The sequence below is a fragment of the Amycolatopsis dendrobii genome, from assembly GCF_014145675.1.
Taxonomy (GTDB): Bacteria; Actinomycetota; Actinomycetes; order Mycobacteriales; family Pseudonocardiaceae; genus Amycolatopsis; species Amycolatopsis dendrobii.
Genome location: NZ_JACGZW010000008.1, coordinates 446,366 through 469,467, shown reverse-complemented (window position 1 = coordinate 469,467; position 23,102 = coordinate 446,366). Strand labels below are relative to the sequence as shown.

The following is a 23,102-nucleotide window of genomic DNA, read 5'->3' as shown; positions in this document are numbered from 1 at the left end:
AAAGGCACCTCGCTCGGGGAGAGTTGACAACAGTGCAGCGGTGGCGTGGGCTCGGGGACCTCCCGGGCGGCTGGGGACGGTGCGTGGTCACCATCGGCGTGTTCGACGGCGTGCACCGCGGGCACCAGGAACTGATCAAGCGCACCGTGGCGACGGCCGCCGAGCGCGGCGTGCCGAGCGTGGTGCTCACCTTCGACCCGCATCCGTCCGAGGTGCTGCGCCCGGGCAGCCATCCCGCGCAGCTGACCACCCTGCGGCGCAAGGCCCAGCTGGTCGAGGGGCTCGGCGTGGACGTGTTCTGCGTGCTGCCCTTCACCCTGGAGCTGTCCCGGCTCAGCCCGCACGAGTTCGTGCACGAGGTGCTGGTCGACCGGCTGCACGCGGGCGCGGTGCTGGTCGGCGACAACTTCACCTTCGGGGCCAAGGCCGCGGGCAACGTCGCGCTGCTGCGCGAACTCGGCCGCCGCTTCGGGTTCGTCGCCTACGGCGCGGAGCTGCAGGGCCGTTCGCTCGACGACGACCGCGGCGCCAACGACATCACCTTCTCCTCGACCTACGTCCGCTCGTGCATCGACGCGGGCGACGTGGAGGCCGCGGCCGACGCGCTCGGCCGCCCGCACCGGCTGGAAGGCATCGTCGTCCGCGGCGACGGCCGGGGCCACGACCTCGGCTATCCGACAGCCAACCTGTCCACCGCGCGGTTCGCCGCCGTGCCCGCGGACGGCGTCTACACGGCCTGGTTCAGCAGACTGTCCGACCCGGACCGGCGGCTGCGCGCGGCGGTGTCGGTGGGCACGAACCCGACCTTCTCCGGCCGCGAGCGCACCGTCGAGGCGTTCGTGCTGGACGTCGACGAGGACTTCTACGGCCAGCACGTCGCGCTGGACTTCGTCACCCGGTTGCGGGATCAAGCGCGGTTCGGCGCCTCGGCCGATCTCGTCAAGAAGATCGACGAGGACGTGGCCCGGACCAGGGAAGCGCTCGGCTCGGACAGCTGAGCGGGCCCGCCCCCGGGACAGGACCGGCCCGGGGCGAATCGGGCGTTCCGGCCCGGCGGGGGCGTCCGGAGTGGCAAGATGGGCCGGCGGCGCCGGGCCGGGGAAGCGAAGTGGGCCGGCAGCACCGGGCCGCGGGACGACAGCGCTAGGGGAGCGGAGCTAGGTGGAGGACCACAAGATCGTCCAGCGGAACATCGCGCTGCAGCGGGAGTGGTACGGGGAGCCGCTGGGCGATCGGGTGCGCAGGCTGGTGGTGGCCTTCGACGTGTCGCAGGCGTTCCTGGCCGAGGTGCTGGGGATCAGCGCGCCGATGCTGAGCCAGGTGATGAGCGGGCGGCGGGCGAAGATCGGCAATCCGGTCGTGCTGGCCAGGATGATCATGCTCGAGCGCAAGATCCTGGTGCCCGAGGTCGCCGCGGGCGACCGCGACGCGATGCAGGCCGCGCTGGAGGACGTGCGCGACTCGCGGCCCACCGTCGGCCGCGACAACATCCCGGTCAGCTCGGACGAGAAGGTCCTGCTCGCGGGCATCCGGGACATCGCCGAGGACGAGAACCTGGCCGAAGCGGCGAAACTGCTCGACGAGGATTTCCCGGCGATCGCCGACCTGCTCCGCCGCGCGGGAGCCTCGGGCCAGTAGCCGATGCGGCTGTTCTCCGCGCTGCGCCCGCCCGCCGACGTCGCGGCGGAAGTGGCTGGCGCCCTCGGCGGCAGGGACCGGCTTTTGCGCTGGTCCGATCCGGCCGGCTGGCACATCACGCTGGCCTTCTACGGCGAGGTCGACCCCGCCGAATACGGCGCCTTCCTCGACCGGGCGCTCGACGGCCGAAAATCCGTTGACGTCCGGCTCTCCGGTTCGGGAACATTCCCGGGAGTGCTGTGGTTGGGAGTGGCAGGGGAGGACCTGGCCGATCTCGCCGCGGCCGCGACCCTGGGCTCCGGCGAGGACCGTCCCTACCGGCCGCACCTGACGCTGGCGCGCTGCTCCCGCACGCAGCCGCCGACGGAGTGGACGGAACAGCTGGCCGGTTTCCGCAGCCGCGTCTGGACCGCGGACCGGGTGGAGCTGATGGGCGGCGGCGCCCCATACCGCACGCTGCGGTCCTGGCCGCTGCGACGCGGGTGAACCCGTGCTGCCCGGCTAGCCCCACGCGCCGGAAGCCGCAGTTCAACCGGCTGGTAACCTCCATAACCGGGTCCGGCTGCAGTCCGTGGCGGCCGTGACCGGCTCACCCGGCCGCGTGGCGCGGTACGGGCCTCACGGCACTAGATGCACAAGGAGCACCACCAGTGGCGCTGTCCACCGAAGAGAAGAAGACGATCCTCGCCGAGTACGGGCTGCACGACTCGGACACCGGATCCCCCGAGGCCCAGGTCGCGCTGCTGACCAAGCGGATCATCGGCCTCACCGAACACCTCAAGACCCACAAGCACGACCACCACTCCCGTCGCGGTCTCCTGCTGCTGGTCGGCCGTCGCCGCCGGCTGCTGAACTACACGGAAAAGGTGGACGTGGCGCGGTACCGCGACCTGATCAAGCGTCTCGGCCTGCGCCGATAGCGTGCTGACGAGGGGGAGCGGCTTCGGCCGCTCCCCCTCGCCGCAAGCACACCCCCACACGGCGCGAGCGCGCTGGAGGAACGATCTCGCCGGTCCTCGGTAGTGGTTCCCGGGCAACGGACCCGGGGGCTTCGATCGAAGACCGGCCTCACACCTCCTCGAGCGTCCTCGGGCGAACCGGGTCCCACAGTGGGAGACTCTCGCCGTACGAAGGAACCAAAGAGGAGATTGACCATATGACCGACTCCACCGGAGTCACCGTGTTCGAGACCGAAGCCGTTCTGGACAACGGCCGGTTCGGCACCCGCACCGTCCGGTTCGAGACCGGCCGGCTCGCCAAGCAGGCCGCCGGCGCCGTCGTCGCGTACCTGGACGAAGAGACCATGCTGCTGTCGGCGACCACGGCGTCGAAGCACCCGAAGGAGCACTTCGACTTCTTCCCGCTGACCGTGGACGTCGAGGAGCGGATGTACGCCGCCGGACGCATCCCCGGCGCGTTCTTCCGCCGCGAGGGCCGCCCGTCGACCGACGCGATCCTCACCGCCCGCCTGATCGACCGCCCGCTGCGCCCGTCCTTCGCCGACGGCCTCCGCAACGAGATCCAGGTCGTCATCACCGTCCAGAGCCTCAACCCGGACGACCCGTACGACGTGCTGGCGATCAACGCCGCGTCGGCCTCCACCCAGATCGCCGGCCTGCCGTTCTCCGGCCCGGTCGGCGGCGTGCGCGTCGCGCTGATCGAGGGCCAGTGGGTCGCGTTCCCGACCTGGCCGCAGCTCGAGAAGGCCACCTTCAACATGGTGGTCGCTGGCCGCATCGTCGGTGACGACGTCGCCATCATGATGGTCGAGGCCGAGGGCACCGAGCACACGCTCGACCTGATCGCCGCCGGCGGCACCGCGCCGGACGAGACCACCGTCGCGCAGGGCCTCGAGGCCGCGAAGCCGTTCATCCGCGTGCTGTGCGAGGCGCAGCAGCGCCTGGCCGCCGACGCCGCGAAGCCGACCGGCGAGTTCCCGCTGTACCCGGCCTACCAGCCGGACATCTACGAGGCCGTCGCCGCGATCGCGTCCGACGAGCTGGCCAAGGCGCTGCAGATCGCCGGCAAGCAGGAGCGCGACGCCGCGACCGACGAGGTCAAGGCCGCCGTCCTGGAGAAGCTCGGCCTCGGCGAGGGCGAAGCCTTCGAGGGCCGCGACAAGGAGGTCGGCGGTGCGTTCAAGGCGCTGACCAAGAAGATCATGCGCACCCGCGTCCTCACCGAGAAGATCCGGATGGACGGCCGCGGCCTGACCGACATCCGCCAGCTCTCGGCCGAGGTCGCCGTGGTCCCGCGGGCGCACGGTTCGGCGCTGTTCGAGCGCGGCGAGACCCAGATCCTGGGCATCACCACGCTGAACATGCTCCGCATGGAGCAGCAGATCGACTCGCTCTCCCCGGAGACGACGAAGCGCTACCTGCACCACTACAACTTCCCGCCCTTCTCCACCGGCGAGACCGGCCGCGTCGGTTCGCCGAAGCGGCGCGAGATCGGCCACGGCATGCTCGCCGAGCGCGCCCTGGTCCCGGTGCTGCCGAAGCGGGACGAGTTCCCGTACGCGATCCGCCAGGTCTCCGAGGCGCTGGGCTCCAACGGCTCCACCTCGATGGGCTCGGTCTGCGCGTCCACCATGGGCCTGTTCAACGCCGGCGTGCCGCTGAAGGCGCCGGTCGCGGGCATCGCCATGGGCCTGGTGTCCGACGAGGTCGACGGCGAGACGCGTTACGTCGCGCTGACCGACATCCTCGGCGCCGAGGACGCGCTGGGCGACATGGACTTCAAGGTCGCCGGCACGAAGGACATCATCACCGCGCTGCAGCTGGACACCAAGCTGGACGGCATCCCGTCCGAGGTGCTCGCGGCCGCGCTGAAGCAGGCGAAGGACGCTCGCCTCACCATCCTGGAAGTCATCGCCGAGGCGATCGACGGCCCGGACGAGATGAGCCCGTACGCCCCGCGCGTCACGTCGGTGAAGATCCCGGTCGACAAGATCGGCGAGGTGATCGGGCCGAAGGGCAAGATGATCAACTCGATCACCGAGGAGACCGGCGCCGACATCTCGATCGAGGACGACGGCACGATCTACGTGGGCGCGGCCGACGGCCCGTCGGCGGAGGCGGCGATCGGCAAGATCAACGCCATCGCCAACCCGCAGCTGCCGAAGGTCGGCGAGCGCTTCCTGGGCACCGTGGTGAAGACGGCCGCGTTCGGCGCGTTCGTCTCGCTGCTGCCGGGCAAGGACGGCCTCGTGCACATCTCGAAGCTGGGCAACGGCAAGCGGATCGCGAAGGTCGAGGACGTGGTGAACGTCGGCGACAAGATCCGCGTCGAGATCGCCGACATCGACAACCGCGGCAAGATCAGCCTGATCGTCGTCAAGGAAGAAGACGCCGCGAAGCCGGCTGAAGGCGACGCCGCTCCGGCCGAGACCGCCGAAGCCAAGTAAGGCACCCGCAGTTCCATCGAGGGCCTCCTGACCCGAGGTGGCTCGTGAGCGGCATGCCGGTTCTAACCGGCATGCCGCTCACGAGCCAGGGTGGGAGGCCCTCGATGCACGTGAGCAAAGGATTGCATTGGCACGGCAGGTTTCCGGGCACGAGCAGCCCGTCGGCACCACCCGTACGCTCGAGTCCACTTCGGACGGTGCGGTCGTCAAGCGGAGTGTTCTTCCCGGCGGCCTGCGGGTGATCACCGAGCACGTCCCCGCGTCCCGGTCGGCGACGGTCGGGCTGTGGGTCGGGGTCGGTTCGCGGGACGAGCCGTCGCCGGTCGCGGGCGCGGCACACTACCTGGAACACTTGCTGTTCAAGGGAACCGCCCATCGCGACGCCACTCAGATCGCGGAAGAGATCGACGCGGTCGGCGGCGAATTCAACGCCTTCACCGCGAAAGAGCACACCTGCTACTACGCCCAGGTCCTGGACGCGGACCTGCCGCTGGCGCTCGACCTCGTCACCGACGTGGTCTTCGAAGCCCAGTGCACGGACCGCGATATGGACATGGAACGCAGCGTCGTCCTCGAAGAGATCGCGATGCGCGACGACGACCCGGAAGACCTGCTGCACGAGGAGTTCGTCAGCGCGATCCTCGGCGACCACCCGCTGGGCCGTCCGGTGCTGGGCACGGAAAAGTCCATCACCGAGATGTCGCCGGTCGCGCTGCGCGGCTTCTACCGCCGTCGCTACACCCTGCCGCGGATGGTGCTCGCGGTCGCCGGGAACGTCGAACACGGCCAGGTTCTGCGGCTGGTCAAGCGCGCGCTGAAGGACCGCCTCGGCGGCACCGCGACGCCGGTCGCGCCGCGGTCCGGCCGCGCGCGGCTGAAGACGGTGCCGAAGCTGGCGCTGCACCCGGACGACACCGAGCAGGCGCACGTGATGCTCGGTTTCCGCGCCCTGCCGCGGCACGACGAGCGCCGGTTCACGCTGTCGGTGCTCAACGCGGCGCTCGGCGGCGGCATGAGTTCCCGCCTGTTCCAGGAGATCCGCGAACGCCGGGGCCTGGCGTACCAGGTGTATTCGTCGGTGGCGAGCTACGCCGATCTCGGGCACATGTCGGTGTACGCGGGCTGTCAGCCGGAGCGGCTGGGCCAGGTCGCCGGAGTGATCCGCGAGGTGCTCGACGGCGTCGCCGCGGACGGGCTCACCGACGCCGAGGTCGCGCGCGCCAAGGGGCAGCTGCGCGGCGGGCTCGTGCTGGGCCTGGAGGACACGTCGTCGCGGATGTCCCGGATCGGCAAGAACGAGCTGAACTACGCCCGGTACCTGGGCGTGGACGACACGATCGCGCGGATCGACGCGGTCACGACCGAAGACGTGTGTGCGCTCGCTCGCACTCTGCTGCGGCGCCCCGGCGGGGTGTCGTCCGCGGCGGTGGTGGGGCCGTACGCTCACGCCGACGACCTGCCGGACGATCTGCACGAGGTGATCGCGTCATGACCGAGTCCCCGATCCGCGTCGGCGTGCTGGGCGCACGCGGCCGCATGGGCGCCACCGTGGTGAAAGCCGTGGAAGGCGCCGCGGACCAGGAACTGGTGGCCGCGCTCGACGCGGGCGACGATTTCGCCGCGCTCGAGAACGCCCAGGTGGTCGTGGACTTCACGCATCCGGACGCGGTGATGGACAACCTGCGCTGGCTGATCGCGCACGACCGGCACGCGGTCGTCGGCACCACCGGCTTCAGCGAGGAGCGGCTGGCCGAACTGCGCGGCCTGCTGGCGGACAAGCCGTCGGTGGGCGTGCTGATCGCCCCGAACTTCGCGCTGGGCGCGGTGCTCGCGATGCGGTTCGCGGCGCAGGCGGCGAAGTTCTACGCCTCGGCCGAAATCATCGAACTGCACCACAACCGCAAGGCCGACGCCCCGTCCGGCACCGCCGCGCACACCGCGCGGATGATCGCGCAGGCCCGCGCTTCCGCCGGGGTCACGCCGGGCCCGGACGCCACGACGTCCGAATTGGACGGTGCCCGCGGCGCCTCCGTCGAGGACGTCCACGTGCACTCCGTCCGGCTGCCGGGTCTGGTGGCGCACGAGGAAATCCTGTTCGGCGGCGAGGGCGAGACCCTGACCATCCGGCACGATTCGCTGGACCGGACGTCGTTCATGCCGGGCGTGCTGCTCGGCGTGCGCTCGGTGGTGTCGCGTCCCGGCCTGACGGTCGGCCTGGAGAACGTGCTCGACCTGTGAAAGCGCGCAATTTCGCGCTGCTGATGACGGCGGCGCTGGTGGTGTACCTGGTCCTGCTGGCGGACCGGGCCGTGGCGCTGCTCGGCACCGGGACGCCGGCCGGGATCGCGCTGGGCATCGGCGTGTTCCTGCTGCCGCTGCTGGGCGTGTGGATCGTCGTGGTGACCTGGCGGTCCGGCATGCAGATCCAGCGGCTGTCGCGGCGGCTGGACGCCGAGGGCGGTCTCCCGGACGTGTCGGACCTGCCGCGCCGCCCGTCCGGTCGCGTGGACCGCGACGCCGCGGACGCGTGGTTCGATCAGCGGCGCGCGGAAGTCGAGGCGGACCAGGAGAACTGGCGGCCCTGGTACCGGCTGGCGTACGCGTACGACATCGCGGGCGACCGGCGGCGGGCGCGGGCGACTATGCGCAAGGCGATCGAACTGGAAGCGGCGGAGCGCAAGTAACGCAGGACTTCTAGCCGGTTTACTGCAGCCACCCGGCGAACATCGCGGGCGACGCCGCCAGCAAGCTGAACCGCACCCACCGTCCGGCCAGCCCCGCGGCGAGGAACGTCGACAGCCGCATCCGGACCATCCCGGCGAGCACGCTCGTCGCCATGAACGGGGGCAGCCCGACGAGCGAGCTGACCCCGTACGTGCCGGTCATCCAGTGCGGATGGCGCTGGCAGCGTTCGCGCAGCGCCTCGATCTTGCCGCGGACCAGCTTGGTGCGCAGCTGCCAGCGGACCCGCCGCGGCGTCAGCGGGCGTTCGCGGTGCAGCCGGTCGTGCAGGAACTTCGGCAGCCGGATCGAGCCGCGCGCGGCCAGGTAGTACAGCAGTTTCCCGGCGATCTGCCCGACCGCGACCGCGCCGCCCAGCCACAGCCAGTGCACGCTGTGCTGGCTCGCGCAGAGGCCGATGACGAAGAGTTCGGCGTTGATCAGCGGCACGATCGCCGAGCCGAAGGCGACGCCGAGGGTCAGGAGCACCCATCCCATCGCGCCACCCCCGTCCGTGTCCCCGCTCACTCCAAGCTATCAGCCATCACGAAAAGATCACGGGGGCTAACCCCACTCTTTCCCCGGGAGCCAACCCCAGAAGATCACCTGGCCGACCGGTCTCGGACACCTTCCGCTGCCAGGATCGGGCAGGTGCCTGAGGTGCCGATCGCCGACCGTTTCGCCGGGCTGTGCGCCGCCGTCGTGCGCGTTCTGCCGTTCGGATTGCCGCGGATCGTCGCGCCGAGTTTTCTCGGTTTCGCGGTGATCAACGGCTTCACTTTCGGCGTTGACCTGTTGCTGCTGACGCTGTTCCACGGCGGGCTCAAGTGGCCGGTGTGGCTGTCGATCAGCATCGCGTACGTGGTCGCGTTCGGGCTGAGCTTCGTGCTGAACCGCGCGCTCAACTTCCGTTCGCACGCGCCGGTGGGCCGCCAGGCGGTGCTGTACGCGGCGGCGATCGCGGTGAACTACGTGGCGTTTTTGCTCGGGCTGGGCGCCGGACTGGCCGCACTGGGCGTCGAGTACCACCTGTCGCGGCTGATCGCCGGGGCGTGCGAGGGCGTGTTCATGTACTCGGTGATGCGCTGGGTGGTCTTCGCGAAGCGCGAAGAGCCGGTCAGTGTGTGAGTTCCAGTTCGAGCGTGCCGGTGAGCCGGACCTCGCGGAGCGTGCCGCGGCCGGTGTCGAGGGTGCGGACGGTGCCGTCGGGGGACCAGCCGGCGCGCCGGTAGAAGCCGAGCGTCGCGTGGTCGGACTGCGCGACCCAGGTGATGCCGCGGCTGAGCCCGTTCGCGCGCAGGTCGGCGGCGGCGGTCGCGAGCAGCCGTCCGGCGTGCCCGCGACGGCCCCAGCGCGGCTCGACCACCAGCGACGCGATCAACCCGGGCGCGTCCTCGGGCGCGGATCCGTCGGCCGCGACGGCTTCGTCCTGCGGAGCAGGCCCCGCGACGCAGTAGCCGACCGTGAACGAGCCTTCGGTGGCCAGGTAGACGCGGGAACCGGGGTACTCGATCGTCTCCGCCCAGGTGCCCTCGAGATCGGCCTTGTCGAGTTCGTCGATGGCTTCGCCGCCCAGCAGGCCGGCGTAGGCGGCCCGCCAGGTCAGCCGCTGGATGCGGGCGATCTCCGCGGCGTCGGACGGGTTCGCGGGGCGGACTTCGGCGGCACTCACGCGGGCAATGTACCGAAACTGTCGGGGGTGGCTGGCACCATGGCGGGATCATGCAGACGATCAGCCTTTCCGCCGCCCGCCGCACCGCTTTGGCCGCGCAGGGGTTCGCCGACCCCCGGCCCTCTTCCGACCCGACCCGGCGGCACCTCGCCAAGGTGCTGTCCCGGGTCCAGTTGCTGCAGCTGGACTCGGTCAACGTCGCCGTGCGCGCGCACTACATGCCGCTGTTCTCGCGCCTGGGGGCGTACGACCCGGCGCTGGTCGACGACGCCGCGTGGAGCCACCGCGCGCGCCGGCCGAGGCTGCTGGTCGAGTCGTGGGCGCACGAGGCGAGCCTGCTGCCGATCGAAGACTGGCCGCTGCTGAAGTCCGGCGCGAAACGGGACGGCTGGTGGCGGAACTACACCCGGGTGGTCGACACGGTGCCCGGCCTGCTCGACGACGTGCTGGCGGTCGTGAAGGAACACGGTCCGATCGGAGCCGGGGCGATCGAGAAGGCGCTGGAGACGGAGGCGGTCCGGCGCGGGCCGGGTGCGTGGTGGGAACGCTCGGTGGTGAAGAAGGCGTGCGAGTACCTATTCGGCGTCGGCCAGCTGAGCACCGGAACGCGGCGGTCGTTCGAGCGGCTGTACGACCTGACGGAGCGAGTGGTGCCGCCGGAGATCTTGTCCCGCAAGGTTTCCGCGGAGGAAGGCGCCCGCGGCCTGATCGACCGCTCGGCGCGGGCATTGGGCGTGGCAACGGAAACCGACCTGCGCGACTACTACCGCCTTGGTCCCGACGTCTCCCGGCAGGCTGTTCAGGAACTGGTGGAGGAAGGCGTCCTGGAACCAGTCCAGGTGGACGATTGGCGCGCGGTCGCGTACCGGCACGCCGAAGCGCGGACGCCGCGGGCAGTGTCCGGACGGGCTTTGCTGTGCCCGTTCGACCCGCTGATCTGGGAACGCGCGCGGACGGAGCGGTTGTTCGGATTCCGGTACCGCATCGAGATTTACGTCCCGGAAGCCAAGCGGGTGCACGGGTATTACGTGTTCCCGTTCCTGCTGGACGGGGCGCTGTCCGCGAGGGTGGACCTGAAGTCCGACCGAGCGGCCGGGGTGCTGCGCGTGCAGGGCGCGTTCGCCGAGCCCGGCGCCGACCAGCCGCGGGTGGCGGCGGAGCTGGCCGCGGAACTGCGGACGATGGCGGAATGGCAGGGGCTGGACGGTGTCGTGGTGGGGGAGCGGGGCGATCTGGCCCGGGCGTTGCGGCGCGCGGTGAAGGGGGCGGGGGTCTCGTAAGTGCTGGCGCCGGTTCTCACCGGCACCGCCGCTCACGACGCTCGCGCGGGGTTCTGCGGCGGCGGCCGGTCGGCGCGGGGGAAGTCCCCGTGGCAGCCGGAGCCGGCGCACGAAAGGCCGTCGCGGCGAGGCCCGGAGCGCGGAAAGCACTCGCCGCAGCGGCTTGTCATGGCGCACGAGGACTCCCTGCGGGCAGCACGAAGCGGCGGGCCGCTTCCGGAATCCCCGGTGCGGCCCGCCGCCTCCCCCTTGCATCCGTCTGCTCGGCGCACCCGGGGTAGTGGAATGACGGGTGTGCAGGCCTGAACAGACGGGCGTCAGCCGGCCGCGCGGGTCACGACCGCGTTGCCGGTTCCGGTGCGGGCGCGGACTTTCAGCGCGACCGCGTCCTCCGGCGGCGTGTCCGAGACCTCCAGTTCGCTCGAAACCCGCCCGGCCGCCGACGCCAGTTCCACTTCCGCTCGCACCCCGCTGCGGATGCCGACCCGCACCTCTCCCGAGCCGGTGATCAGTTCGAGCGAGCCGGACGCCGCGTCGGCCACGGACAGGTCGCCGCTGCCGGTACGGGCCATGACGTCGCCTTCGACCGCGCCCAGCCAGACGTTTCCGGTTCCGGTGCCGAGCGTCGCCGGTCCGGCGATCGACGCCGCTTCGACCGAGCCGCTTCCGCTCCGCAACTGGAGTCCGGCCAGGGTCGGGCCGAGTTTCACGGCTCCCGTACCCGTCCGGATGGTGGCCGCGCCGTCCGCGCGTTCCAGCGACACTTCGCCGGATCCGGTGAGGATGTCCGCGCGGCCCGCGGCGCCGGTCACCGTGACGTCCGCCGAACCCGCGCGTACTTCGAGGTGCGAACCGGCCGGTGCGTGCACCGTCACCGCCACCGGAACATTCCGCAGCTGCCACGCCTTCGCGGCCCGCACGACGACCCGGTTGCCGGTCTTCTCGATCCGCGCCTGCCGCACGGCGTCGGCCACCGAGAACTCCGGCACGCCGCCGAACTGGTCCCCGAACTTCTCGCCGACCCACGACAGCAGGCTGCTGACCCCGTTCACCCACGACGGCTGCTCGCCCGCGTCGTGCTGCAGCCGCACGGTCACCCCGGACTCCCGCCCGAGCACGACCTCGACCCGCCCGATCGTGACGCCCAGGTCCAGTTCGACCGGACCGTCCGCCGCGAAGTCCTGCAGCCGCACGTACGGACCCGGTTCCGCGCTTTCGGAACCAGCCGAAGCGGCGGAGCCGGCCGTGCCCGAAGCGGACCCGGACGAGTTCGCCGCAGCGGCAGACTCAGCCTCGTCCGCCGTGGCTGATGCCTTCGAAGCGCCGGAGCCGGCCGCCGAATTGTCCGAAGCGGACGCGCTCGCGGCAGACTCAACTCCGTCCGCCGCAGCTGACGAAGCGGTCTCGTCGCCCGCGGAAGCGCCGGCCGCTTCCGCCGTCCCGAAGCCGGGTTCCCCAACCCGGTCTTCGGTGTTCTTCCCCTGGTCTTCCCGGTTCTCGCCCATGGTGGTGCCCCCTTCTAGCCTTCGACCCAGCCGTGCAGCTTGGTCTCGGTGCGGCCCCCGCCGCTGCCGCTGTCCTGCCAGCGCTGGTGCCGTTGCTGGTGCTGCTGCGCCTGGCCGAGCGCCCCCTGCACGGCCTGCGCCACGAACGTGTTGAGCGAAACCCCTTGCGCGGCCGCCGCCTGTTCGGCCTGGCCCTTGATCTGCTCGACCAGCCGCAGCGTGATCCGCGAGATGTCGCCGCCGTCGATCGGAGGGACCGGCGGTGGCGGCGGCGGGGGAGGCGCGGACGCGGAACGGTCCTCGCCCCCGGTCACGACCACGCGCACGTCCCGGCCGTCGAGCCGGACGTCCACGACCTGGCCGGGCAGCGCGGCGGTCACCTCGGCCGCCAGGTCGGCCAGCGCGTTCATCAGGGTCAGCCGGACTGCCGGCTCCAGAGCAGACGACAGCAGTGCGGCCGCCCGCCGGGTCTGCTCGTCCCCGGCGGAGGCCGTGTTCGCGAGGTCTTCGCGAAGGTTCGCGATGTACGGCGTCAAGTCCATGACACCACTATGGCGTCACGAATGACGTCACGTCAAGGCGCGGTGATGTCACCCGTGCCGCCGGGTTAGGCTGGCGGAGCCGACACGAGGGGAGCGAGACCGGTGCCGCCCAAGGTGCAGCTGATCGCGAAAACCGAGTTCTTCCCGCCCGGGGACGTGCCCTGGTCCACCGACGCCGACGGAGGCGAAGCGCTCGCCGAGTTCGCCGGGCGCGCCTGCTATCAGTCCTGGGAGAAGCCGAATCCCGCGACCGCGACCAACGCCGGGTACCTCGAACACGTCATCGACGTCGGCCACCTGGCCGTGCTGGAGCACGGGTCGGTCACCTTCTACCTGTCCGGGATCTCCCGCTCGCTCACCCACGAGCTGATCCGGCACCGGCATTTCTCCTACTCCCAGCTGTCGCGGCGCTACGTCCCCGAGCGCGACGCCGAGTTCGTCGAACCGGACGTCATCGCCGAAGACCCGGTGCTGCACGAGAAATTCGTCAAGGCCACGCAAGCCAGCGCCGCCGCGTACGACGAGCTGCTCGCCGGGCTGGAGGAGAAGTTCGCGGACACGCCCAGCGCCACCCTGCGCCGCAAGCAAGCGCGCCAGGCGGCCCGCGCCGTGTTGCCGAACGCGACCGAAACCCGCATCGTCGTCACCGGCAACTACCGCGCCTGGCGGCACTTCATCGCGATGCGCGCCACCGAACACGCGGACGTCGAGATCCGTTCGCTGGCCATCGAATGCCTGCGGCAGCTGCACAAGGCGGCGGCCAACGTCTTCGCCGACTTCACGATTTCGACCCTGCCCGACGGCACCGAGATCGCCTCGAGCCCGAAAGTGCTGGAAGGCTGACAACGCACTGATGAAACACCTGACGATCGACCTCCGCCCCGGCCCCTATTCGGTCGTGCGGTTGCCCGCAGACGCCGCCGTTCCCGCCGAACTGCTCGAACCCGGCGAGCCCGCGCTCGTGTCGGTCACCCGCACGCCCGACGAACTGTCGGTGATCTGCCCGGCCGGCCGCGAACCCGAGGGCGGCACGGTCGAGGACGGCTGGCGGCTGTTCACCGTGCGCGGGCCGCTGGGATTCACCCTCACCGGCATCATTTCCGCGCTCGCCTCCGAGCTGGCGGCCGCGGGCGTCGCGCTGTTCTCGCTGTCCACCTTCGACACCGACCACATCCTGGTGCGCTCGGACGACCTCGACCGCGCCGTGGCCGCGTTCCGCGAAGCCGGCCACGAAGTGCTCCTGCCTGCCTGACCAAAGTCCTTCGCGGAGCGTCGGCGCGACGTGGCGCAGCACACCCTTGCCCGGCAAAGTTCGGCGTGCCTAAACTTTGAGTTGGGGCGGCCGATATCAGGGAGTGGCGCACATGGCGGTGGCGGAAGCGGCACGTCCGCGCGGCGTGGCCCGGCTGCGGGCCGGCTGGGCGCTGCTCGGACCGGCGTTCGTCGCCGCGATCGCGTACGTCGACCCGGGCAACGTGGCGGCCAACGTCAGCGCCGGCGCGCGCTACGGCTACCTGCTGGTGTGGGTGATCGTCGCGGCGAACCTGATGGCCGTGCTGGTGCAGTACCTGTCGGCGAAGCTCGGCCTGGTCACCGGCCAGTCGCTGCCCGAGGCGCTGCGCGACCGGCTCTCGACGACGGGAAGGCTCGGCTACTGGGCGCAGGCCGAGATCGTCGCGATCGCCACTGACCTGGCCGAGGTCGTCGGCGGAGCGATCGCGCTCAACCTCCTTTTCGGACTTCCGCTCGTGGCGGGCGGCCTGATCACCGGATTCGTGTCGCTGGTGCTGCTCGCGGTGCAGGACCGCGGCGGGCAGCGCCCGTTCGAACGCGTCGTGACCGGTCTGCTGGTGGTGATCGCGGTCGGGTTCCTGGCGAGCCTGTTCGTCGAATCTCCGTCGGCCGCCGGGATTGCCAACGGCCTGATCCCGCGTTTCAGCGGCGGCGACAGCGTGCTGATCGCGGCCGCGATGCTCGGCGCGACGGTGATGCCGCACGCGGTGTACCTCCACTCCGGACTGGTCCGCGACCGGCACGGCAAACCCGAACCCGAACGGCGCAGGCGGCTGCTGCGGGCGACCCGCTACGACGTCGGGTTCGCGATGCTGCTCGCCGGCGCGGTGAATCTCGGCATGCTGCTCGTGGCCGCGACGAATCTCCAAGGCCAGCAAGGCGTCGACACCATCGAAGGCGCACACGGCGCGGTCGCCGCCGCGCTCGGGCCGGGGGTCGCGCTGCTGTTCGCGATCGGGCTGCTCGCGTCCGGGCTGGCGTCGACGTCGGTGGGCGCGTACGCGGGCGCGATGATCATGCAAGGCTTGCTGCGCAAGAGGATTCCGATCGTGGTGCGGCGGCTCGTCACGCTCGCGCCGGCGATCGTCGTGCTGGCGCTGGGCGCCGATCCGAGTGCCGCGCTGGTGGTGTCGCAGGTGGTGCTGTCGTTCGGCATCCCGTTCGCGCTCGTGCCGCTGATCCGGCTCACCTCGGACCGAGGGCTCATGGGCGCGGACGTAAACCGCCGGACCACCACCGTGCTCGCGGCCGTCATCGCGGCGGTGATCATCCTGCTCAACGTCGTGCTGATCGTGCTCACCTGCACCGGCTGAGTCAGGCTCGAGCAGTCCTAACCGGACGGAACCGGCAGGGCGGCCGGACGGTCGGACTAGCATCTGCGCGAAGCCGACCGAGGAGCCCGACCCCGTGACCGACGAACAGACCCGCCCGCACGACCCGAACCGCACAGCCCCCGCGGGCCGCGTGGTGGCCGGCCGCTACCTGCTGCTCGGCGAACTGGGCCGCGGCGGCATGGGCATCGTGTGGCGCGCGCAGGACCAGGTGATCGGGCGCCACGTCGCGATCAAGGAGTTGCGGCTGCCTGAAGCTGAAGGCGCCGCGGTGTTTTCCGAGCGGATCCTGCGCGAGGTGCGCGCGGGCGGGCGGCTCAACGACCCGGCCGTCGTCACGGTCTACGACGTGGTCACCGACCAGGGCACCACCTGGATCGTGATGGAACTGGTCGAGGCGCCCACGCTCGCCGACCTGGTGCGCGCGCACGGCCCGATGCCCGAGCAGCAGGCCGCGCTGGTCGGGGAGCGGGTGCTGTCCGCGCTGCAGGCCGCGCACGCCGCCGGGATCGTGCACCGCGACGTCAAACCGGCCAACATCATGGTCGCGCCGGACGGCCGGGTGAAGCTCACCGACTTCGGCATCGCGCACGCCATCGACGACCCGCGGCTCACCACGAGCGGGATGATCGTCGGCTCGCCGGCGTTCATGGCCCCGGAGAGGGTCGAGGGCCGCGAGGCGATGCCGGAATCGGATCTGTGGTCGCTCGGCGCCACGCTGTACTTCGCGGTCGAGGGGATCGTCGCGTTCGAACGGCCCACCACGGCCGCCACGCTGCACGCGATCATGACCGAGGTGCCGTATCTGACCCGCGTGCAGGGCCCGCTCGGCGCGGTCATCCTCGGCCTGCTGGTGGCGAACCCGGAAGCCCGGCTCACCGCGACGCAAGCGCGGGCGCAGCTCGCCCACGCCACCGGGCCCACGCAACGTCCGGCCACCGCGGTGATGCCACGGCAGGAGACCCGCGTCGGCGGGCAGCCGACCCGGACGGCCGCGAAACCGGAAGGCAAGAGCCGCCGCGGCCTGTGGGCGGGCGTGATCGCGGTTTTGGTGATCGCCGCGCTGGCCGGCGGGTTCTTCCTCGGCAAGCCGGTGTGGTCGCCGAAGAAGGACGAGCAGCAGGCCGAAACCGTCACCTACGGTCCGGACGGCTACCTCAAAGCCAAGTTCTCCTCGTACGACGTCTGCTACAACGCCGTGGTCCAGGCGGGCGTGGTGATCAGCTCGGACAACAACGTCGACTGCAAGAAGAACCACACGCTCGAGGTCTACGACACGGCCGACCCGCTGCCGCTGGAGAACTGGAGCAACGACGACGCGGCCGTCGCCCCGTACCCGGGCCTGGAGGACATCAGCCGGGCGGCCGAGGCGCGCTGCGCGGCGACGTTCCGCTCCGCGGTGGTGCCGCCGCAGCAGCGCACGGGACTGGCCTACCGCGCGATCGTGCCGACCCAGCAGGCGTGGCAGGTGCAGCCGGACAGCGACAGCAGCAGCGGTCCGAACCGCAAGATCTACTGCGTCCTCGCGCGCACCAACAACGACCAGATCCCGGCGCAGATCACCGCCAAGGTCAAGTAGCCGCGCGAGAAGTTCCGCCGGGAGCGGCGCGGCGGCGGAAAATCTCCGAAGTTGCCGGTGGCACACCAGGTCGAGGCCGGGTTCGGCGCTCCGACGAGGTACCGTCGTGGCCATGTCCACCTCACCTGCCGCCGCGCCCGGACGTCCGTTCGGCCGCGTGCTCACCGCGATGGCGACCCCCTTCGACCGAGCCGGGGCGCTGGACGTGAAGCGGGCCCAGGAACTGGCCGAGTACCTCGTGGACCTCGGCAACGACGGCCTCGTCGTCAACGGCACCACCGGCGAGAGCCCGACCACCACCGATCAGGAGAAGGCCACCCTGGTCCGCGCCGTCGTCGAGGCGGTCGGCGACCGCGCGACCGTCGTCGCGGGGGCGGGCACCAACAACACCGCGCACAGCATCGAGCAGGCCCAGGCCGCCGCCGAGGCGGGCGCGCACGGCCTGCTCGTGGTCACGCCCTATTACTCGCGGCCGAGCCAGGCCGGGCTGTTCGCGCATTTCACCACGGTCGCGGACGCCACCGAGCTGCCGGTCATGCTCTACGACATCCCGCCGCGCTCGATCGTGCCGATCGAGGTCGACACGCTGCAGCGGCTGGCCGAGAACCCGCGCATCGTGGCGGTGAAGGACGCCAAGGGCGATCTGATCGCCGGGTCCGAGGTCATCGCGAACACCCACCTCGCCTACTACTCCGGCGACGACGGCCTGAACCTGCCGTGGCTGTCGGTCGGCGCGGTCGGCGTGGTCAGCGTGATCGGGCACGTCGTGGCGGGCCGGATCCGCGCGATGATCGAGGCCTACGAGGCGGGCGACACGTCCACCGCGCGCACGAACCACCGCGCGATGCTGCCGGTGCTGCGGGCGATGTCGCGCGTCGGCGGCGTCGCGTTCAGCAAGTCCTCGCTGCGCCTGCGCGGCTTCGACATCGGCGACCCGCGGCTGCCGATCGTGGCCCCGTTCGACGACCAGCTGGAGCAGATCGCGGCCGATCTCGCCCAGGGCGGCGTGCCGCTGGAGGACAGCGCGGCCTCGGACTGGCATGGTGCACGGGTGGCACAAGCAGATTCGCAGGCGGCCTACACCGCCCCCACCTCGCACACCAGCGTTGGGACAATGCCCCGGTGACCTCACTTCCCGCCGGACCCGGCCCGACGCACCTCCCGCCCGCACTTCCCGAGGGAGCCCTGCGCGTCGTCGCGCTCGGCGGCATCGGCGAGGTCGGGCGCAACATGACCGTCTTCGAATACGACGGCAGGCTCCTGATCGTCGACTGCGGCGTCCTCTTCCCCGAGGACGACCAGCCGGGCGTCGACCTGATCCTGCCGGACTTCCGCGCGATCGAGGACCGGCTCGACGACATCGACGGCCTCGTGCTCACCCACGGGCACGAGGACCACATCGGAGCCGTCCCGTTCCTGCTCCGGCTGCGCCCGGACGTCCCGATCTACGGCTCGCGCTTCACCAACGCGCTGCTCGCGGCCAAGGCCAAGGAGCACCGCCAGCGGCCGAAGCTGATCGAGGTGCGCGAGGGGGAGAAACGCAAGGTCGGCGCGTTCGACCTCGAGTTCTTCGCGGTGAACCACTCGATCCCGGACGCGCTCGCGGTCGCCATCCGCACGCCGGCCGGCGTCGTGCTGCACACCGGCGACATCAAGCTCGACCAGCTGCCGCTCGACGGGCGGCTGACCGACCTCGCGGGCTTCTCGCGCCTCGGCGACGAGGGCGTGGACCTGTTCTGCGTGGACTCGACCAACGCCGAGGTGCCCGGGTTCGTCATGCCCGAGCGCGACATCGGCCCGGTGCTCGACGACGTGATCCGGCGCGTGGACCAGCGCGTCATCGTCGCCTGCTTCGCCAGCCACGTGCACCGCGTGCAGCAGGTGCTGGACGCCGCGGTACGGCACGGCCGCCGGGTGGCGTTCGTGGGGCGGTCGATGGTCCGGAACATGGGCATCGCCGCCGAGCTGGGCCTGCTGAACGTGCCGGACGGCCTGCTCGTGGACCTCGACCAGGCGAGCAACCTGCCGGAGAGCAAGGTGCTGTTCGTGTCGACCGGTTCGCAGGGCGAGCCGCTTTCGGCGCTGTCGCGGATGGCCCGCGGCGAGCACCGGCAGATCTCGATCCGCGCGGGCGACACCGTCGTGCTGGCCAGCTCGATGATCCCGGGCAACGAGACCGCGGTGTTCGGCGTCGTCAACGGCCTGACCCGGCTCGGCGCGAACGTGGTGCACCAGGGCAACGCGAAGGTGCACGTGTCCGGGCACGCGTCCGCGGGCGAGCTGCTGTACCTGTACAACGCGGTCCGGCCGAGCAATGTGATGCCGGTGCACGGCGAGTGGAAACACTTGCGCGCCAACGGGGAACTCGCGATCCGCACCGGCGTCGCGCCGGACAATGTGGTGATCGCCGAGGACGGTGTGGTCGTGGACCTGGTCGACGGCAAGGCCTCGCGCACCGGCCGGGTCGAGGTCGGGCACGTGTACGTGGACGGGCTGTCCGTCGGCGACGTCGGCGAGTCGACCCTGTCCGACCGGCTCGTGCTCGGCGAGGGCGGGTTCATCGCGATCACCGTGGCGGTCGATTCGAACACCGGCCGCGCGGTGAGCAGCCCGACGATCTCCGGCCGCGGGTTCTCCGACGACCCGAAGGCCCTCGACGCCGTCGTGCCGCTCGTGGAGATGGAGCTGGCGCGGACGGAAGCCGAGGGCATCACCGACACCCACCGCATCGCACAGGCGGTGCGCCGGGTCGTCGGCCGGTGGGTCGCCGACACCTACCGCCGCCGGCCGATGATCGTGCCGACGGTCATCCCGGTCTGATTCAGCGGCGCGCGCCCGCCAGCAGCAACGCCATCACGACGATCGCTGCCTGGCGGGCGAGTGCGTTGCGGGCTCTGCGCTGTTCGGCTCTGCGCTGTTCGGCTCTGCTCGGCCGGTTGTCCATGAAATCCCCCAGGTGTCTCGTGCGGCCCGTCCAGTGTGGCGGGTCCGCGGATAGGACACATCCCGCTCGAGGTTGGTTCCCTCGTCCGCCCGGAGAGGGAGTCAGGCGACCTCGGCGGTCTGCCGTTGGACCAGGTAGGCGCCGCCGAGCAGCAGCGCCGCCCCGACCGCTTGCGGCCAGGCGAGCGCTTCGCCGAGCAGCGCCCACGCGAACGCCGCCGCCGTGACGGGTTCGAGCAGCCCGACAACGCTCGCCACCGAGGCGGGCAGGTGGCGCAGCGCGGAGATTCCCGCGACGTAAGGGATCGCCGTCGACAGCACCACCAGGCCGAGCAGCAGCAGCCACAGCGGCGGGGTCCACGGTCCGAAGGGGACGGTCTGCCCCGCCATGCCCAGCGGCAGCGTCCACGGCGGCGCGGCGACGCTCACGAGCACCCCGCCGATCACCATGCCCCAGGTGACCAGCCCGAGCGGTTCGCGGTCGGCGACCGCGCGCTCGCCGATCAGGAAGTACCCGGCCGAACACAGCGCCGCGCCGATCCCGGCCAGCAGCCCGATCACGTCGAGCCGCAGCCCCTGCCAGACCTGCGCGACCAGCGCCAGTCCGACCAGCGCGACCGCCATCCCGAACCACAGCATCCGCGGCAGCCGCTTCTTCCGCACCACGCGCACCCACAACGCGATCAGCACCGGCGACAGGAATTCCAGCAGGATCGCGATGCCGACCGGGATCCGTTGCGCGGCAATGAAATACAGCAGCTGCGTGCCGGCGACGCCGAGCGCGCCGTATGCCAGCAGCATCGGCCATTCCCCGCGCCGGACGCGCAACGTGTGCGGTGCGAAGAGCGCGGTGCCGATCAGCAGCAGAACTCCCGCCGTCCCGATCCGCAGCACCGCCACCTGCTCCGGCGTCATGCCCGCGCCCATGACCGGTTTCGCGAGCGTGCCGGACGTGCTGAAGAAGACCGCGGCGAGCAGCACGAGCGACAGGCCGCGGCCCCGGTGGATGACCCGGGGCCGTTCCAGGACGGGGAGTTCGGTGGTCACGCGCGCGACATTACGGAGCGGCGCGACCGAACGAAACTGAGTTATTCCCCGGTTTTCAGGCCTGTCGCGACGTGTGTCGTGATCGTCGCCAGCCTTCGTCCCTGAATCCGCAGTGCCTGCAGTGCGGTGCCGTCCGGGGCCGCGGACTTGCGCGAGACGAACGAGCCGCCGTAGGGGTTGCCGGACTCCAGCAGGTGCGGGTCCGCGTAGCCGAGGGGGAGGACGATCGCGCCCCAGTGGTAGAAGATGTTGTTGATGGCCAGCACGGTCGCTTCGAGGCCGCCGTGCGCGGTGGACGCCGACGTGAACGACGTCGCCACCTTGTCGGCCAGTTTCCCTTGCGCCCACAGGCCGCCCGTGGTGTCCACAAAGGACTTCAGCTGTGCCGCGGGCCCGCCGAACCGGGTGGGGGTGCCGAACGCGAGCCCGTCCGCCCACTCCAGATCCGCCAGCGTGGCGAGCTCATGATGCGGCCCGGTGTCAACCCGCTCCTGCCACCGCCGATTGCTCGCCACCGCTTCCGGCGGCGCGGTCTCGGCCACGGTGCGGACGCGCACCTCCGCACCGGCTTCGCCCGCCCCTTCGGCGAGCGCGCCGGCGAGGGCGGCGGTGTTGCCAGTGGCGCTGTAGTAGACGACCAGAATGCGGGTGCTCACACCTGGCGACCCTAGCCGGGCTGGTGGGTGCGTCCCACGATCCGGACTCAGCGCTGCGGCTTCCAGGGACTGACCGTGTCGGTCGGCCGGGTCGGGTCGTAGAAGCGCGGCCGGATGGGTTCGTGGCGGCGCAAGGGGACCAGGCCGTCGGTGATGGCCTGCATGATCTTGGCGTGCGCGCGAACGCCCGCGCCCGGCCGCTCCGGCTCGACGTCGGAAAGGTCCACCGGCGCGCCGAAATGCACCTTGAACCGAGGCCGCCGCAACGGCGCGCTCAACCCGGATTTGGCCAGCGGCAGCAAATCCGCGGGCCCGTTCACGGTCTCCGTGCCCCAGTAGACGGCTTCGTGCGCGCCCCACTGGCTGATCGGGATCACCGGCACGCCCGCCGCGAGCGCGAGCCGCGCCGCGCCGGTCTTGCCGCGCTCCGGCCACAGCCCCGGGTCGTGGCTGATCCGCCCCTCCGGATACACGACGATCGGCTCGCGCGTGGTCCGCAACGCCTCCGCCGCCTCAGCGAACTGCCCGACCGCGGTCGCCGCTTTGGCCCGGTCCACGCGCAAATGCCCGCTGACCTTGAGCGCGGGGCCGATCACCGGCGCGTCGAGAATCCCGCCGGCGAGCATGAAACGAGGGTTGATGCCGATCCGCTTGCACGCCGCCATGAGCACGAAGGCGTCGAACACGCCGATGTGATTGGCCGCCATGAGCAACGGCTTGCCTCGCAGCTCCCGCGGCACCGACCCGGTGACCGTGAGCCGCCCGACGAGATTCACCAGCCCTCGGTCGAGGTTGAGCATCGTCCGCCAGATCGCGGGGGCACGGCGCGGAGCCTCGTCCTGTTGGAGCGCGAACATGAGCAGAGCATTTCACGGCGGCTGGATTGCCCCGGATCGGGTGGTTCTCTCTCCCGGTGACCGGGGAAACGGCGATAACGTCGGCCGCCCCGGCCGTGTTCGAAAGAGGTGCTGATGGCTGACCAGACATTCGTTTCCGACTTCGTTCAGCGGCCCGGTTACGACCCGGTACGTGCGGCCGCGACGGTGCGGTGGAGCGACTTGGGAGCCGAGATCCGCCGGATGGACGAGTCAGGTGCGGCGGACCACGAGTTGCGTGCCGCTCTTGCCAAGCTCGCGGATGCCACGTCGGAGGAGCTGAACCGGATATTCGTTCATGCGGATTGGTGCGAGGACCAGACCTACGGGGCCCGGCACAACTGCACATCTTGTCCTGACTATGTGATCGGAGTTCCTCGGCTGGCGGGGCGTCCGGTGCCGTCAGTGACGGCGCGAGCTTGGGCAAATGAAGAGGACGGGGCCAAGTCAGTCGGCGTGCACATGCTGACTGACTCCGAGGACGACGGGAGCTACGCAGAGGGCTGGTTCACCCCCGACGCGGCTCGTGCGCTGGCCACCCAGCTGGTCTTAGCAGCCGACCTGGTAGATCGTCGCCGTCGACTGTGATCTGGAGACGATTGTTTCGCCTGCGC

At 71.0% G+C, this 23,102-nt stretch carries 25 protein-coding genes; 17 read left to right on the top strand and 8 right to left on the bottom strand.

The genetic code is table 11. The features are described from left to right. The first annotated feature begins 32 nt into the window (after positions 1-32). The 8 genes from H4281_RS25330 (at position 33) to H4281_RS25295 (ending at position 7,728) form a co-directional block, all read left to right on the top strand. Positions 33-998, top strand: coding sequence for a bifunctional riboflavin kinase/FAD synthetase (locus H4281_RS25330; RefSeq protein ID WP_182893419.1), 966 nt, complete (start codon positions 33-35; stop codon positions 996-998). 163 nt (positions 999-1,161) lie between these two features. Next, a complete protein-coding gene (locus tag H4281_RS25325; RefSeq protein ID WP_182893418.1) occupies positions 1,162-1,638 on the top strand; it encodes a helix-turn-helix domain-containing protein in 477 nt (158 codons plus the stop codon). A 3-nt stretch (positions 1,639-1,641) separates the two neighbouring features. Then, on the top strand, positions 1,642-2,124 hold the full coding sequence (thpR, locus tag H4281_RS25320) for an RNA 2',3'-cyclic phosphodiesterase (protein ID WP_182893417.1): 483 nt from the start codon (positions 1,642-1,644) through the stop codon (positions 2,122-2,124). 164 nt (positions 2,125-2,288) lie between these two features. Beyond that, positions 2,289-2,558, top strand: a complete 270-nt coding sequence (gene rpsO, locus H4281_RS25315) for a 30S ribosomal protein S15 (RefSeq protein WP_009080476.1) — start codon at positions 2,289-2,291, stop codon at positions 2,556-2,558. Between the two features lie 236 nt (positions 2,559-2,794). Next, positions 2,795-5,044, top strand: coding sequence for a polyribonucleotide nucleotidyltransferase (locus H4281_RS25310; RefSeq protein WP_182893416.1), 2,250 nt, complete (start codon positions 2,795-2,797; stop codon positions 5,042-5,044). 127 nt (positions 5,045-5,171) lie between these two features. Continuing rightward, on the top strand, positions 5,172-6,536 hold the full coding sequence (locus tag H4281_RS25305) for a M16 family metallopeptidase (protein WP_182893415.1): 1,365 nt from the start codon (positions 5,172-5,174) through the stop codon (positions 6,534-6,536). Further along, positions 6,533-7,282, top strand: coding sequence for a 4-hydroxy-tetrahydrodipicolinate reductase (gene dapB / locus H4281_RS25300; protein WP_182893414.1), 750 nt, complete (start codon positions 6,533-6,535; stop codon positions 7,280-7,282). Before H4281_RS25305 ends, dapB begins: the two co-directional genes overlap by 4 nt. Further along, positions 7,279-7,728, top strand: a complete 450-nt coding sequence (locus H4281_RS25295) for a tetratricopeptide repeat protein (protein ID WP_182893413.1) — start codon at positions 7,279-7,281, stop codon at positions 7,726-7,728. The genes dapB and H4281_RS25295 overlap by 4 nt, the downstream gene beginning before the upstream one ends. 19 nt (positions 7,729-7,747) lie before the next feature. On the opposite strand, the gene H4281_RS25290 is transcribed toward H4281_RS25295, so the two are convergent. Beyond that, positions 7,748-8,263, bottom strand: coding sequence for a YqaA family protein (locus tag H4281_RS25290; protein ID WP_182893412.1), 516 nt, complete (start codon positions 8,261-8,263; stop codon positions 7,748-7,750). Positions 8,264-8,416: 153 nt separating this feature from the next. On the opposite strand from H4281_RS25290, the gene H4281_RS25285 reads away from it, so the two are divergent. Continuing rightward, positions 8,417-8,893, top strand: a complete 477-nt coding sequence (locus tag H4281_RS25285) for a GtrA family protein (RefSeq protein ID WP_237600560.1) — start codon at positions 8,417-8,419, stop codon at positions 8,891-8,893. On the opposite strand, the gene H4281_RS25280 is transcribed toward H4281_RS25285, so the two are convergent. Beyond that, positions 8,883-9,437, bottom strand: a complete 555-nt coding sequence (locus tag H4281_RS25280) for a GNAT family N-acetyltransferase (RefSeq protein ID WP_182893411.1) — start codon at positions 9,435-9,437, stop codon at positions 8,883-8,885. The genes H4281_RS25285 and H4281_RS25280 overlap by 11 nt on opposite strands. 50 nt (positions 9,438-9,487) lie before the next feature. Between H4281_RS25280 and H4281_RS25275 the strand changes: the two genes are divergently transcribed. Next, positions 9,488-10,717: a winged helix-turn-helix domain-containing protein gene (locus tag H4281_RS25275; RefSeq protein WP_182893410.1), complete on the top strand. Its 1,230-nt coding sequence runs from the start codon at positions 9,488-9,490 to the stop codon at positions 10,715-10,717. Between the two features lie 317 nt (positions 10,718-11,034). On the opposite strand, the gene H4281_RS25270 is transcribed toward H4281_RS25275, so the two are convergent. Next, entirely contained in the window at positions 11,035-11,910 is an 876-nt protein-coding gene (locus H4281_RS25270; protein WP_182893491.1) for a DUF4097 family beta strand repeat-containing protein, read from the bottom strand. 326 nt (positions 11,911-12,236) lie between these two features. After that, entirely contained in the window at positions 12,237-12,764 is a 528-nt protein-coding gene (locus tag H4281_RS25265) for a toxin-antitoxin system HicB family antitoxin (protein ID WP_182893409.1), read from the bottom strand. Positions 12,765-12,866: 102 nt separating this feature from the next. On the opposite strand from H4281_RS25265, the gene thyX reads away from it, so the two are divergent. From thyX to H4281_RS25235, 6 genes are all read left to right on the top strand, one after another. Continuing rightward, positions 12,867-13,607, top strand: a complete 741-nt coding sequence (gene thyX / locus H4281_RS25260; protein ID WP_182893408.1) for an FAD-dependent thymidylate synthase — start codon at positions 12,867-12,869, stop codon at positions 13,605-13,607. 10 nt (positions 13,608-13,617) lie between these two features. Next, complete coding sequence (locus H4281_RS25255; protein WP_182893407.1) at positions 13,618-14,016, top strand: ACT domain-containing protein; 399 nt, start codon at positions 13,618-13,620, stop codon at positions 14,014-14,016. 112 nt (positions 14,017-14,128) lie between these two features. Then, on the top strand, positions 14,129-15,370 hold the full coding sequence (locus H4281_RS25250) for an Nramp family divalent metal transporter (protein WP_182893406.1): 1,242 nt from the start codon (positions 14,129-14,131) through the stop codon (positions 15,368-15,370). 94 nt (positions 15,371-15,464) lie between these two features. Continuing rightward, positions 15,465-16,967, top strand: a complete 1,503-nt coding sequence (locus H4281_RS25245; protein ID WP_182893405.1) for a serine/threonine-protein kinase — start codon at positions 15,465-15,467, stop codon at positions 16,965-16,967. Between the two features lie 112 nt (positions 16,968-17,079). Next, positions 17,080-18,093 carry a 4-hydroxy-tetrahydrodipicolinate synthase gene (dapA, locus tag H4281_RS25240; RefSeq protein WP_182893404.1) on the top strand — a complete coding sequence of 338 codons (1,014 nt, stop codon included), beginning with the start codon at positions 17,080-17,082 and terminating at the stop codon, positions 18,091-18,093. Then, a complete protein-coding gene (locus H4281_RS25235; protein ID WP_182893403.1) occupies positions 18,090-19,787 on the top strand; it encodes a ribonuclease J in 1,698 nt (565 codons plus the stop codon). The genes dapA and H4281_RS25235 overlap by 4 nt, the downstream gene beginning before the upstream one ends. Position 19,788: 1 nt before the next feature. Here the strand turns inward: H4281_RS25235 and H4281_RS46315 are convergent, their stop codons facing one another. From H4281_RS46315 to H4281_RS25220, 4 genes are all read right to left on the bottom strand, one after another. Continuing rightward, positions 19,789-19,911 (bottom strand): hypothetical protein, encoded by a 123-nt coding sequence (locus H4281_RS46315; RefSeq protein ID WP_255751369.1) that lies wholly within the window; start codon positions 19,909-19,911, stop codon positions 19,789-19,791. 101 nt (positions 19,912-20,012) lie between these two features. Further along, positions 20,013-20,957 (bottom strand): EamA family transporter, encoded by a 945-nt coding sequence (locus H4281_RS25230; protein WP_182893402.1) that lies wholly within the window; start codon positions 20,955-20,957, stop codon positions 20,013-20,015. Between the two features lie 41 nt (positions 20,958-20,998). Continuing rightward, positions 20,999-21,613 (bottom strand): NAD(P)H:quinone oxidoreductase, encoded by a 615-nt coding sequence (gene wrbA / locus H4281_RS25225; protein WP_182893401.1) that lies wholly within the window; start codon positions 21,611-21,613, stop codon positions 20,999-21,001. Between the two features lie 47 nt (positions 21,614-21,660). Next, complete coding sequence (locus tag H4281_RS25220) at positions 21,661-22,470, bottom strand: lysophospholipid acyltransferase family protein (RefSeq protein ID WP_182893400.1); 810 nt, start codon at positions 22,468-22,470, stop codon at positions 21,661-21,663. A 114-nt stretch (positions 22,471-22,584) separates the two neighbouring features. Between H4281_RS25220 and H4281_RS25215 the strand changes: the two genes are divergently transcribed. After that, on the top strand, positions 22,585-23,076 hold the full coding sequence (locus H4281_RS25215; protein WP_182893399.1) for a hypothetical protein: 492 nt from the start codon (positions 22,585-22,587) through the stop codon (positions 23,074-23,076). Positions 23,077-23,102: the final 26 nt, after the last annotated feature.

Coding starts and splice junctions, on each gene's coding strand:
- thpR (WP_182893417.1), top strand. CDS start 1,642: ATGCGGCTGTTCTCCGCGCTGCGCCCGCCCGCCGACGTCGCGGCGGAA.
- H4281_RS25310 (WP_182893416.1), top strand. CDS start 2,795: ATGACCGACTCCACCGGAGTCACCGTGTTCGAGACCGAAGCCGTTCTG.
- dapB (WP_182893414.1), top strand. CDS start 6,533: ATGACCGAGTCCCCGATCCGCGTCGGCGTGCTGGGCGCACGCGGCCGC.
- H4281_RS25290 (WP_182893412.1), bottom strand. CDS start 8,263: ATGGGATGGGTGCTCCTGACCCTCGGCGTCGCCTTCGGCTCGGCGATC.
- H4281_RS25275 (WP_182893410.1), top strand. CDS start 9,488: ATGCAGACGATCAGCCTTTCCGCCGCCCGCCGCACCGCTTTGGCCGCG.
- H4281_RS25265 (WP_182893409.1), bottom strand. CDS start 12,764: ATGGACTTGACGCCGTACATCGCGAACCTTCGCGAAGACCTCGCGAAC.
- H4281_RS25255 (WP_182893407.1), top strand. CDS start 13,618: ATGAAACACCTGACGATCGACCTCCGCCCCGGCCCCTATTCGGTCGTG.
- H4281_RS25250 (WP_182893406.1), top strand. CDS start 14,129: ATGGCGGTGGCGGAAGCGGCACGTCCGCGCGGCGTGGCCCGGCTGCGG.
- dapA (WP_182893404.1), top strand. CDS start 17,080: ATGTCCACCTCACCTGCCGCCGCGCCCGGACGTCCGTTCGGCCGCGTG.
- H4281_RS46315 (WP_255751369.1), bottom strand. CDS start 19,911: ATGGACAACCGGCCGAGCAGAGCCGAACAGCGCAGAGCCGAACAGCGC.
- H4281_RS25220 (WP_182893400.1), bottom strand. CDS start 22,470: ATGTTCGCGCTCCAACAGGACGAGGCTCCGCGCCGTGCCCCCGCGATC.
- H4281_RS25215 (WP_182893399.1), top strand. CDS start 22,585: ATGGCTGACCAGACATTCGTTTCCGACTTCGTTCAGCGGCCCGGTTAC.